The 12058-nt window shown below is 33.7% G+C and carries 13 protein-coding genes and 1 rRNA gene; 8 read left to right on the top strand and 6 right to left on the bottom strand.

Annotation, left to right across the window (positions count from 1 at the left end; translation table 11 throughout):
* Nucleotides 1–95: 95 nt before the first annotated feature.
* Nucleotides 96–205, top strand: a 5S ribosomal RNA gene (rrf, locus tag ACFSX9_RS01475).
* Nucleotides 206–1279: 1074 nt separating this feature from the next.
* Here the strand turns inward: rrf and ACFSX9_RS01470 are convergent.
* The 6 genes from ACFSX9_RS01470 to ACFSX9_RS01445 all read right to left on the bottom strand — a co-directional run bounded on the left by ACFSX9_RS01470 (nt 1280) and on the right by ACFSX9_RS01445 (nt 4639).
* Nucleotides 1280–1840, bottom strand: coding sequence for a hypothetical protein (locus ACFSX9_RS01470; RefSeq protein ID WP_379803484.1), 561 nt, complete (start codon nt 1838–1840; stop codon nt 1280–1282).
* 39 nt (nt 1841–1879) lie between these two features.
* A complete protein-coding gene (locus ACFSX9_RS01465; protein ID WP_379803482.1) occupies nt 1880–2059 on the bottom strand; it encodes a hypothetical protein in 180 nt (59 codons plus the stop codon).
* A gap of 72 nt (nt 2060–2131) precedes the next feature.
* On the bottom strand, nt 2132–2491 hold the full coding sequence (locus tag ACFSX9_RS01460; protein WP_379803480.1) for a hypothetical protein: 360 nt from the start codon (nt 2489–2491) through the stop codon (nt 2132–2134).
* Nucleotides 2475–2555, bottom strand: coding sequence for a hypothetical protein (locus tag ACFSX9_RS01455; protein WP_379803491.1), 81 nt, complete (start codon nt 2553–2555; stop codon nt 2475–2477). Before ACFSX9_RS01455 ends, ACFSX9_RS01460 begins: the two co-directional genes overlap by 17 nt.
* 240 nt (nt 2556–2795) lie before the next feature.
* A complete protein-coding gene (locus tag ACFSX9_RS01450; RefSeq protein ID WP_379803477.1) occupies nt 2796–3431 on the bottom strand; it encodes an endonuclease III domain-containing protein in 636 nt (211 codons plus the stop codon).
* Nucleotides 3432–3499: 68 nt separating this feature from the next.
* The gene (locus ACFSX9_RS01445; RefSeq protein ID WP_379803474.1) at nt 3500–4639 is read right to left on the bottom strand and encodes an acyl-CoA dehydrogenase family protein; all 1140 of its coding nucleotides are present in this window, start codon (nt 4637–4639) and stop codon (nt 3500–3502) included.
* 96 nt (nt 4640–4735) lie between these two features.
* Between ACFSX9_RS01445 and ACFSX9_RS01440 the strand changes: the two genes are divergently transcribed.
* The 7 genes from ACFSX9_RS01440 to ACFSX9_RS01410 all read left to right on the top strand — a co-directional run bounded on the left by ACFSX9_RS01440 (nt 4736) and on the right by ACFSX9_RS01410 (nt 12047).
* Nucleotides 4736–5797 (top strand): anhydro-N-acetylmuramic acid kinase, encoded by a 1062-nt coding sequence (locus ACFSX9_RS01440; protein ID WP_379803472.1) that lies wholly within the window; start codon nt 4736–4738, stop codon nt 5795–5797.
* 92 nt (nt 5798–5889) lie between these two features.
* Nucleotides 5890–7116: a Glu/Leu/Phe/Val dehydrogenase dimerization domain-containing protein gene (locus ACFSX9_RS01435; RefSeq protein ID WP_379803470.1), complete on the top strand. Its 1227-nt coding sequence runs from the start codon at nt 5890–5892 to the stop codon at nt 7114–7116.
* A gap of 9 nt (nt 7117–7125) precedes the next feature.
* On the top strand, nt 7126–8493 hold the full coding sequence (gene nhaD / locus ACFSX9_RS01430) for a sodium:proton antiporter NhaD (protein WP_379803489.1): 1368 nt from the start codon (nt 7126–7128) through the stop codon (nt 8491–8493).
* Nucleotides 8494–8538: 45 nt separating this feature from the next.
* On the top strand, nt 8539–9243 hold the full coding sequence (locus ACFSX9_RS01425) for a MotA/TolQ/ExbB proton channel family protein (protein WP_379803467.1): 705 nt from the start codon (nt 8539–8541) through the stop codon (nt 9241–9243).
* A complete protein-coding gene (locus ACFSX9_RS01420) occupies nt 9243–9644 on the top strand; it encodes an ExbD/TolR family protein (protein WP_379803464.1) in 402 nt (133 codons plus the stop codon). The genes ACFSX9_RS01425 and ACFSX9_RS01420 overlap by 1 nt, the downstream gene beginning before the upstream one ends.
* Nucleotides 9645–9813: 169 nt before the next feature.
* Nucleotides 9814–10608 carry an energy transducer TonB family protein gene (locus tag ACFSX9_RS01415; protein ID WP_379803461.1) on the top strand — a complete coding sequence of 265 codons (795 nt, stop codon included), beginning with the start codon at nt 9814–9816 and terminating at the stop codon, nt 10606–10608.
* Between the two features lie 224 nt (nt 10609–10832).
* Nucleotides 10833–12047: a bifunctional folylpolyglutamate synthase/dihydrofolate synthase gene (locus ACFSX9_RS01410; RefSeq protein ID WP_379803458.1), complete on the top strand. Its 1215-nt coding sequence runs from the start codon at nt 10833–10835 to the stop codon at nt 12045–12047.
* The last annotated feature ends 11 nt before the right edge of the window (nt 12048–12058 follow it).

Raw genomic sequence — 12058 nt, 5'->3', positions numbered from 1 at the left:
CTCAGGAGAACCTTTCTTTAAATTTATTTATCTCAGTATGTTAAGATATTATGTATTGTTAGCTAGCAAAAGTTAGTTACCCTTGCAAAACCCTTTAAGGTGGTTATTGCGTCGGGGCTCACCTCTTCCCATACCGAACAGAGAAGTTAAGCCCGATTGCGCAGATGGTACTGCATTTATGTGGGAGAGTATGTCGCCGCCTTTCTTTTGAAAAGCCCTATCAGTAATGATAGGGCTTTTTTGTTATATATATATACCATCCAAAACGGACTAATACAACATAAAAACCACAAAAACCTAGCAGAAAGCGCTGGGTTTTGTCGTTTAATGTACTTATTGAGATAATATTTCTTATGAAAACTAGAATTGTGTGAGAGATAGTAGTGGAAAACCTTTTTATTTTTAGGCATACGGTTGCCTGTGAGTTGAAAAATAATAATTATTTACACTGGCTCATTTTACATCGTATTTAATGTCTTATATAAAACTTTTAAATCTGATTTAGCGCTTTAGCAAGTTGCATATTAGAACCAAACTTTACTATTATTTTGGTAAGTTGTCAAAAATTAGACATTTGCGCGTTGATGATAGACCATTCATTTACAATAACAGAAAACTTAATTACCAATTCTTAAATAGATAGAAGACTTTTCAAGATTTGAGTTTTGGTGTTTTGAGTTATTTAAGTAATTGTGATTAAATAGGAAAAACCTAACTTAAAAGTTGGTGTTTCTTGCATAGAAGTCGGGAATCACCAAGGTGAAAAAAAATTAGACCCCTTAAATGCATTAAAAAAGAAAAGCATAAGCTTTGCGTCTATCCTTTTTGTAATGTAAATTTATTTTAAATTGATGCTCTTTATTTATCTGTTTTTTAAAAAATTGCTCATCAACTAATCTATATAATTGCTTGTTGACTTATTTACTGTGTGGCTTTACTTTGTGGGCACGGAATGCAATTCCGTGCTATCGGGGTCAAAAGGAAATTAGACCGCTTAAATGAATTAATCACAATAAGGATAAACTTTTCGTTTATCCTTATTGTGATTAATATTTATTTTAGATTGATGTTCTATATGTTTTGATTTTTTTTAAAAACATTCATCAACTAATATTTTCAATTGCTAATTAACTGTGTGGCTGTGCTTTGGGGGCAGGGAATACAATTCCGCGGTATCGTAGTGGGTTGATCTCTGCGCCACCGGGTTATTATTTAGGTTTAAAGAAAAGACAAACCGTTAAGCTCTCCTTTTGTTGTTTATTTAACTAACTATTACACATTATCTGAATAAGCTGACATAACTCTTTAAAAAAAGCATTTCATCTTTTGATAAATCAGTGCTTATATCTTCAATTTTACTATTAGAGTTAAATGTGAATATAAGATTATTATTAGATTTATATAAAAATTCAACCTTTACAGATTTACTACTTTTTTCAGGACAATTAATAAATAAGTTCTTCTTATTAGAATTATTAAACTTTATTATTTCTCCTAAATCTGCCATGGAAAGCTCTTTTTCTAAATAATTTATTGTTGAGATAAACGCTGTACTGTTTTTAGAAAAAAGTCTAAAGTATTCCTGTTTAATATCATATCCATAACTAGTTTGAACTAGTATTATATCTACGTTGTTATCAGATTTCAGAAAATCACTATAACTTTTTTCTACTCTGTCATCATAAAAATTACTTATTGAATCAAATTGCTTTTGATTGTATAACTTAAAGCAATCCTGTTTTGTAATTTTGTTTTCTGACAAATCAGTTTTAATTGTTTTACAACTAAAGAAAAGAAAAGTCAAAAAAAAGTAACTAGTTATTGTTTTTATAGTAATCATAAATCTTTTTAATTACGTTTATAGTTTTATTTTTTCAAACTACCTGCTTAAATCTAATTGACCTGAAGCATAAGTATATTTTTGTCTTAAAGGAATCTTAACTCCCCTAGAATTACTAACTTTCCCTCTAACAATATTTTCAACGTTGTTTGCAGATTTTTCATTTTGTAATAATTTTTGCTGTGTTTCTTCTGTAGTATCTTTAAAACTAACATCCAATTCTAAATGCGAATTGGTCTCATTATCATATCAATAGCGTGTCCAAATTCATTACCTATAACAAACTCATTATCAGTATCCCTTGAGATAATTCAATTTGTATACTTGTGCCATTTCCATTTTCTCTATCAGCAACATTTGTTTTTTTCCATTTCTTTGTAATGTAGTTACCTCAGAGCCATTTTTAGTAAATGAAATTGTATGGTTTTTTTTTGAGTTCTTTAGCTGATTAAAATTATTTTTATGAGTTTTTGAATCTTTCATCAGAGCTATGTTTTTCTCTTTAAACTCTCTTTTAGCTTGTATAAATTCTTTTCCTGATTGACCTTCTTCCCTTGCGTATTTTACCCGCAGTCCATCAGGATCTAATAATTCGATAGGATTATTAAACAAATAAGCATATTGATTAACAACATTATATCTTTCCGCCAAAATAGTCAATATTCATACACCTTCCATTTGCGGGGTCGTAATTCCTTGCGCCATAATCATACATATTAAGCCCCAACTCATCTTGGAGCTCTTTACCGTTGTATTTATACTTGTAATTGCTACATCATAAAGCTAATTTATAACATTTTTTTATTTTTACTACTTTCAAGGTAAAAAGTTCTTATGAAAACTAGGCTTGCGTGAGGGATAGCAGTGGAAATCCTTTATATTTTGTAATCAAAAACAAAATATAAAGATTGCAACGAAGAGCCCGACCTGAAAGGACACGCCCAAAAAAATCGAATTAGTTGATTTTCTCAGTATAATATTTACAAATACGATTAACAGGACATTCTGAACATTGAGGATTAGTAGGGCGACAAATTTCTCTTCCTAGAAATGAAAAGGCCATTCCAATTTCATTCCACATTTCATAAGGTAATTTATCCATCAATTGCTTCTCGATTTTGTTTCCATCTTCATATTGCAATGTTAGTCCAATTCTAGGAGCAACTCTGATAACGTGTAGATCAACAATTATTCCTTCTGCTTTTTTTTGTAATTCTCGTATTATTACATTCGCCGATTTTCTGCCGATTCCCTTTATTGCAGTTAAGTCAGTTAAATTCGTGGGAATATTCTCATCAGTCTTTAGAGTTTTCGCTAATTCAACGATCCAATTCGTTTTGTTTACATAGTTTTTAACGGTGACTAAATACGGCATGATAGCTGCATTAGTGGCAGAGGAAAGCTCGGTAATATTTTTATATCTTTCAAAGAAAGGAAGCGAAATCGCATTTATATTGGCGTCTGAATCTTGTGCAGATAGCAAAACCATTAATAGCAATTGATACGTGTTTTGATAAGCTAATGGATGTTTTCTTCCCTTATACTTGTCCAAAAGTGGGTGTAAATCTTGTTTCCAGTTATCGAATAGCATAATAAGTAGTTATAAAAAAAGGAGTCCAACTTGTTAGTAGAACTCCTTTTTTTTAAAATATATTTTGATTATTTAGTCAAACCTCTTGAAATTACAATTCTTTGAATTTCAGAAGTTCCTTCATAAATCTGAGTAATTTTTGAATCACGCATCATTCGTTCTACATGATATTCACTTACATAACCGTTTCCACCGTGAATTTGTACTGCATCATTTGCAACTTCTAAAGCAATTTCAGAAGCATATAATTTTGCCATAGCGCCAGAATGAGCAATATCTTCACCTAAATCTTTTTCAGCAGCAGCTTTGTGAATTAACAATCTAGCACATGTAATTTTTACATGCATATCTGCTAATTTGAAAGCAATTGCTTGGTGCTGAATAATTGGCTTACCAAAAGTAACACGTTCTTGTGCATATTTAAGGGCTAATTCATAAGAACCTTGTGCAATTCCTAAAGCTTGAGAAGCAATTCCAATTCTTCCACCGTTTAAAGTAGACATTGCGAAACTAAATCCAAAACCATCTGCACCTATTCTATTCTCTTTTGGAACTTTCACATCAGTAAATAACAAAGTATGTGTGTCAGAACCACGAATTCCCATTTTCTTTTCTTTCGGGCCAATTTCAAAACCTGGCATCCCTTTCTCAACAATAAGAACATTAATACCCTTATGTGCTTTTGCAGCGTCAGTTTGTGCAATTACTAAGTAAGTTGAAGCTGTTCCTCCGTTTGTAATCCAGTTTTTTGTACCATTTAATAAATAATGGTCGCCCATATCTATTGCAGTAGTTCTTTGAGAAGTTGCGTCTGATCCTGCTTCTGGTTCAGACAAACAAAATGCTCCAATAACTTCCCCTTTTGCAAGAGGAGTCAAATATTTTATTTTTTGCTCTTCTGAGCCATATCTTTCTAATCCTGCACAAACTAATGAGTTATTAACCGACATAATTACAGCAGCAGAAGCATCAACTTTAGCAATTTCTTCCATTGCTAAAACATAAGAAATGCTGTCTAATCCTGCTCCACCGTATTTTGGGTCAACCATCATTCCCATAAAGCCTAGATCAGCCATCATTTTAACTTGATCAGTTGGAAATTTTGAATGTTCGTCTCTTTCAATAACTCCAGGTAATAATTCTGTTTGAGCAAAATCGCGTGCAGCCTGCTGAATCATTATTTGCTCTTCGGTTAATTTAAAATCCATATTATTTAAATATAATGTTTGCTAATTATTTATTTCAAGATACCAAAAGTAACTATTTATTAGCAAATTTTCAATAACTATTTGTAATTTTAACCCATGTTTAATGAAAAATACAAGGTTATTGGAGTTATGTCGGGTACATCTTTGGATGGAGTGGATTTAGCTTGCATAATATTCAACAAGTCAGATCATTGGTCATTTTTGATTGAAGAGTCGGAAACGATTGCGTATTCTTCTGAATGGCTGAACAAATTGAAAAATGCAATTGATTTTAGTCAGGAAGAATTGGTGCAATTAAATATTGACTATACGAAGTTACTTGCGAAAATTATCAATGAATTTATCGCAAAAAATAACGTGACTCAGATCGACTCGATTTGTAGTCACGGACACACCATTTTACACCAACCTCAAAACGGTTTTACCCTTCAAATCGGAAATCTTCCGTTGCTTCGAGAAATTGTAAATCATACGATTGTTTGTGATTTTAGAGTTCAAGATGTAAAATTGGGAGGTCAAGGTGCACCATTGGTTCCTATTGGCGATGAGCTTCTGTTTTCTAACTATGATTATTGTCTGAATTTAGGCGGCTTTTCTAATGTTTCGTTCAATGAAAACGGGAATCGAATCGCTTTTGATATTTCGCCTGTAAATACGGTTTTGAACTTTTATGCCAGTCAATTGGGATTTGATTATGATGATGAAGGGAAAATAGCGCGTTCCGGAAATTGCAATCAAGACCTTTTAAAACAATTGAATACTATAGAGTTTTACTCAAAACCTTATCCTAAATCCTTGGGAATGGAGTTTGTAAATGCATTGATTTTTCCAATGATCGAATCTTTTGAAATTCCTGTGGAAGATAAGTTGAATACGTTCATCGAACACATAGCTATTCAAATTAGTAAGGTTTGTACTAAACCAGATGCTGCGTTATTTATAACTGGAGGTGGCGTTTATAACAAATATTTAATCGAAAGAATTCAGCTTTATTTAAAAAGTACGAAAGTGATACTTCCTGATGATAAAACAATTCAGTTTAAGGAGGCCTTAATTTTTGGTTTTCTAGGTGTTTTACGTTTGCGAAATGAGATTAATGTCTTAGCCAGCGTAACAGGAGCCAAGGAAAACCACTCGTCTGGAGTAGTGTTTAACTAAATGTTATAAAATAATTAAAAAACAAACAATAGGCTATCGCCATAATTACAGATTATGTATATTTGTCGATTAGATAAAAAAATAACCAACAAATGAAAGATTTATTACAAAAATTCGAAAACAAAGAACCAGAGATAGTATTCAATTGGAAAGATTCTGAAACTGAAGCGGAAGGATGGGCTGTAATCAACTCATTAAGAGGTGGTGCTGCTGGTGGTGGAACGAGAATGCGTAAGGGATTAGATATGAATGAAGTGCTTTCTTTAGCTAAAACTATGGAAGTGAAGTTTTCAGTTGCTGGACCAGCAATTGGAGGAGCAAAATCTGGAATTAACTTTGATCCAAACGATCCAAGAAAAAAAGGTGTTTTGGAAAGATGGTTTAAAGCAGTTTCTCCTTTGTTAAAACATTATTATGGAACGGGTGGCGATTTAAATGTTGATGAAAGTCATGAAGTTATTCCTATGACTGAAAATTGTGGTATTTGGCATCCACAAGAAGGTGTTTTTAATGGTCATTTTAAGCCAACAGAAGCAGAAAAAATTAATAGAATTGGTCAATTGCGTCAAGGTGTAATTAAGGAAATTAAAAATCCTGATTTCTCACCAAGCGTAGATAGAAAATATACAGTTGCTGACATGATTACTGGTTATGGGGTTGCGCAAGCAGTTCGTCATTATTACGGAATCTATGGAGGCGATGTGCAAGGTAAGAAAGCAATTATTCAAGGTTTTGGAAACGTAGGTTCTGCGGCTGCATTTTACTTGTCTCAAATGGGGGCTAAAATTGTAGGTATCATTGACAGAGATGGTGGAGTTATGAATGAAAACGGTTTCTCTTTTGAAGAAATTAGAACCTTTTATTTAAACAAAGACGGAAATAAATTGGTTGCAGACAATATGATTCCATTTGAAGAAATCAACGAAAAAATTTGGTCAATGGGAGCTCAAGTATTTGCTCCTTGTGCTGCTTCAAGATTGGTAACTAAAAGTCAATTAGATGCTATGATTGCTTCGGGATTAGAAGTAATTTCTAGTGGGGCTAACGTTCCATTTGCAGATACAGCAATTTTCTTTGGACCTATTATGGAAGAAACAGATAAAAAAGTAAGTTTAATTCCAGACTTCGTAGCGAATTGTGGAATGGCAAGAGTATTTGCTTATTTCATGGAAAGCAGAGTTCAGTTTACAGATGAGTCGATTTTCTCTGACGTTTCTAACACCATCAAAAATGCACTTCAAAAAGCGCACGAATTAAATTCAGACAAAAAGAATATTAGTGCTGCAGCTTTTGAAATTGCTTTGAAACAATTAGTATAGTAAGTCATGATTGAGATAATTATTATTGCAGTCTTTATCTTAGGATATTTAGGGATTGCGTTTGAACACAGTGTTAAAATCGATAAATTAATTCCAGCATTGGGAATGATGGCGATTTTATGGGCTTTAATCGCTGTAAATAACCTGGAGGTTTTTGAAATCATTCCAGGTATTGGAAAAGAAGTACACAATATAGAAGGAGTTTTATTGCATCATTTAGGAAAAACAGCTGAGATATTGTTCTTCTTAATGGGAGCCATGACAATTGTAGAAATCATCGATTACTTTGATGGATTTTCAACGATTAAAACCTTTATAAAGACAAAAAGTAAGACAAAATTATTGTGGTTATTTACAACTTTAGCATTTGTATTATCTGCTATTATTGACAACTTAACAGCAACTATTGTTTTATTAACTATTCTTCAAAAGATTATTAAGGAAAAAGAAATGCGTCTTTGGTTCGCTGGTTTAGTTGTAATTGCTGCTAATGCTGGTGGTGCTTGGTCTCCTATTGGTGACGTAACTACAACTATGTTATGGATTGCTAACAAAGTTTCTCCAGCACAATTAATCATACATGTTTTATTGCCTTCAATTGTTTGTTATGCAATTCCAACTTATATTGCTTCAAGATTGAAACTTTTCAAAGGTTTTATTGATGCAGATATGACGGAAGAACCTACAAAATCGAAGCATAGTGCAACAATGTTTTACCTTGGATTGGCAGGGATTTTGTTCGTACCGGTATTCAAAACGGTTACACATTTACCGCCATATGTAGGAATGATGTTATCTTTAGCAATTGTTTGTGCTATTGCAGAGTTTTTAAGTAACAAGGAATTTAGTATTGCGGATTCATCGGCTGGTATGGGTGCAAACCCACCACATCTTAGTCCGGTTCATAGATCTTTATCTAAAATAGAAATGCCAAGTATATTATTTTTCCTTGGAATTTTAATGGCTGTTGCTGCTTTAGAGTCGTTAGGAATGTTATATGAATTTGCAGGTGTATTAGAAAAAGGAGTTCCTATGTTAGGAACAGAACACGAAACGACATTACTGTCAGATTTAGTAGTTTTATTGTTAGGTATTGGTTCGGCAGTCATTGACAACGTGCCTTTAGTCGCAGCGAGTATCGGAATGTTCTCCATGCCGTTAGATGCACCAGCTTGGCATTTTATTGCTTTTTCTGCAGGAACAGGAGGAAGTATCTTAGTAATTGGCTCAGCTGCTGGAGTAGTAGCAATGGGTATGGAAAAGATAGATTTCTTTTGGTATCTTAAAAAAATTGGTGGTTTAGCGTTAATAGGATTTTTAGCAGGAAGTGCAGTTTTCATCCTTCTTAGAGATTTCATCTTAAACGCACCACAGTAGACAATATTTAAAATTTATATACGTTTTTATTTAAAATAGTTATTTATGAGTTTATTTCTTCAAGCGGATAGTTTAGCAGTTGCTAATCAAGTTTTGGCAGACGCACAACCTACAGAACAAACTTTATCAATATGGAGTTTGCTAACAAGTGGTGGTGTGGGTGGAATCGCAATTATGATCGTTTTGTTCGTATTGCTTTTTGGTGCCTTTTTCTTGTATTTTGAACGTTTAATGGCGATTAATAAAGCATCGAAAATTGACAATAATTTCATGAATAATATTAAACTTCATATTATGTCTGGAAAAATCGATTCGGCTAAAATGTTATGTGCTCAAACCGATTCTCCAGTGGCAAGATTGATTGAAAAAGGGATTTCTCGTATCGGGAAACCTCTTGAAGATATCAACACGGCTATTGAAAATGCAGGTAATCTAGAACTTTATAAGTTAGAAAAGAATACAAGTATGTTGGCTACAATTTCGGGTGCCGGACCTATGGTTGGTTTCCTTGGAACAGTAGTTGGTATGATTCTTGCTTTCCATAAAATGGCAAGTGGAGGAGGACAAATCGAAGTTGGTGCATTAGCAGAAGGTATTTACACCGCTATGACCACAACTGTTGTTGGACTTGTAGTCGGAATTATCGCTTACGTTGGGTACAATCACTTAGTAGTGAAAACCAATAAAGTAGTGAACCAAATGGAAGCAAATGCGGTAGACTTTTTAGACTTATTAAACGAACCAGTATAATGAAGTTAGGAAAAACCAGAAATAAAGTTTCAACAGAATTCAACATGTCGTCAATGACCGATATTGTTTTCTTGTTGCTTATCTTTTTTATGATCACTTCCACCATGGTAACCACTAATGCGTTAGATTTAGTCTTGCCAAAAGCGAAAGGAAAAACAGATAGTAATAAAAACGTTACGGTAAATATCACAAAAGAGTTACAGTTCTTTATCGATAAAGACGCCATTGATGAAACGCAGTTAGAAGCCCAACTTTTAGCAATTCTACCACCGGTTGATAATGATGGAAGAGCTTTAATACTTCGTGCAGAACAAGGTGTGCCGATTGAAAAAGCCGTTTACGTAATGGATATTGCCAACCGAAATAAAATTAAAATAGTTTTAGCTGTTGATCCAAAATAGTTTTTCGAAGCTATTTCCAGCTATCCACTATATCTTTTTTAAAACCTACCAGGTTTTTGTAACCTGTTAGGTTTTAAAAAAGGATACCGTGCCTATCTGGGCTAGGGCAGTAGGTTTCAAAATGATTAGTAAGTTATTTAGTAGTTTAACTGCTTATAAAACATAAAAAATGAACTTTTTAGAAACACCCGAAGAAAAAAAATCATTTGGCATCACAACAGCTTTGTTTGTGGTGATGTTGATCTTGTTTACATTTCTAGGATTAACTTACATGGATCCGCCACCAGAAAATGGAATTGCGGTAAACTTCGGTAATTCAGACACCGGAAGTGGCGATGTGCAACCTATTGAACCACCAAAGGCGTCAGAAGAAATTCCACAAAGTCAACCCGAAGCAGCACAAGAACAAATCTTAACACAAGAAGCTGACGCGCCGATATCAGCTCCTAAAACGGAAAAACCAAAAAAGGATACCAAACCTACTCCAGAAACCAAACCATTAGAAACACCAAAGAAAACCGTAAACTCGGCTTTAGAGCGAATCAAAAACGCTAAGAAAGCTGAAGGTAGTGGACAAACCAGTCACGGAGATGATGCTTCAGGAAGTGGCGACAAAGGAAGTCCAGACGGAAGTTTATATGCCAACAGTTTTTACGGAAGTGGAACAGGCGATGGAACAGGAACCGGAAAAGGAACAGGTTGGGGATTAGCCGGTAGAAAATTAGCTGGTAATAGTAAAAAAGTACAAGATTGTAACGAATCAGGTAAAGTGGTAGTAAAAATTTGGGTTAATAACCAAGGAAACGTAATCCGTGCCGAAAGAGCTCAAGGAACAACAAATACCAATCCTTGTTTAGTAAACCCAGCTTTAGAAACAGCAAAGACCTTTAAATGGCAAGCTGACCCAAACGCACCAGACACGCAAATAGGGTTTGTAGTAGTTAATTTTCAAATTGGAGAATAATTTTATTGATTTTTATGTTAATACAGAAAGACCTAACAGATTTCAAAACCTGTTAGGTCTAATTATATAAAATCAATTATCATATTTAATAAAAATGCAAGAACTCCTAAAAAAGCCTCTCTAACCCCATAGGAATGAAAATCCAATGCTTGCATTGATTGTAATGGATAGCGGGAAAATGGATCACAAGAATGCCTAAAACATTCGTTTCAAATACAAATAAGATGAATTACAAAGAAACCACAGAATGGATGTTTAGTCAGTTGCCTATGTTTCAAATGCAAGGCGCTTCGGCTTATAAAGAAGATTTGACAAATGCGTTGTTGTTAGTAGGTCACCTGAAAAATCCTGAAAATAAATTCAAAACAATTCACGTTGCTGGTACCAATGGTAAAGGTTCTACGTCGTCTATGTTGGCATCTATTTTGCAAGAAAGTGGTTATAAAGTCGGTTTGTATACTTCGCCTCATTTAAAAGATTTTCGAGAGCGCGTTCGTATTAATGGCGAAATGATTTCTGAAGAATTTGTGGTAGATTTTGTGGCTCAAAACAAATCGTTTTTTGAAGCAAATGAGTTGAGTTTTTTTGAAATGACGGTTGGCTTAGCATTCGATTATTTTGCTAAAGAAGAAGTGGATGTTGCTATAATTGAAGTGGGAATGGGTGGAAGATTAGATGCTACCAATGTGATTAAGCCTTTGATTTCAGTAATTACCAACATTGGTTTTGATCATACGCAGTTTTTAGGCAATACATTAGAAGCAATCGCAGGAGAAAAAGCGGGAATTATTAAGCAAAATACACCAGTTGTAATTGGTGAATATACTGAGGAAACTAAGCAGGTTTTTGTCGCTAAAGCAGAAGAAAATAATGCTCCGATTTATTTTGCTCAAGAAACTCCAGATGTTACTTATGAATGTGGTTTGCTAGGCGATTACCAAGTGCACAATAAAAAAACAGTTTTATTAACGACAAATTTGTTAAAAGCGTCATTTGATATCACCGAAGAAAACATAAAAGCAGGATTTAAAAATGTAGTTTTAAATACTGGTTTATTGGGAAGATGGCAAGTTTTGAATGAAAAACCTTTTGTAGTTTGCGATACAGCACATAATTCACACGGTTTAAAAATTGTGTTGAACCAGATTCAAAAATATAAGTTTAAGAAGTTACATATTGTTTTAGGAGCGGTAAACGACAAAGATTTGGATAGTATTTTGCCTTTATTTCCAAAAAAAGCAATCTATTATTTCTGTAAACCAAATGTTCCCCGCGGATTAGATGCTAAATTTTTACAACAAAAAGCTTCCGATTTCGGCCTGCAAGGAAAAGTATATAATTCTGTTTCAGGCGCTTACAAAAAAGCAGTAGAGCAAGCTGATGAAAATGACTGTATTTATATTGGTGGCAGCACATTTGTTGTTGCAGAAATCGTATAAATTATTTTACA

Source organism: Flavobacterium ardleyense (assembly GCF_042686085.1).
Lineage (GTDB): Bacteria > Bacteroidota > Bacteroidia > Flavobacteriales > Flavobacteriaceae > Flavobacterium > Flavobacterium ardleyense.
The sequence above is the reverse complement of the archived record's forward strand: the minus strand, read 5'-3'. Positions and strand labels throughout refer to the sequence as shown.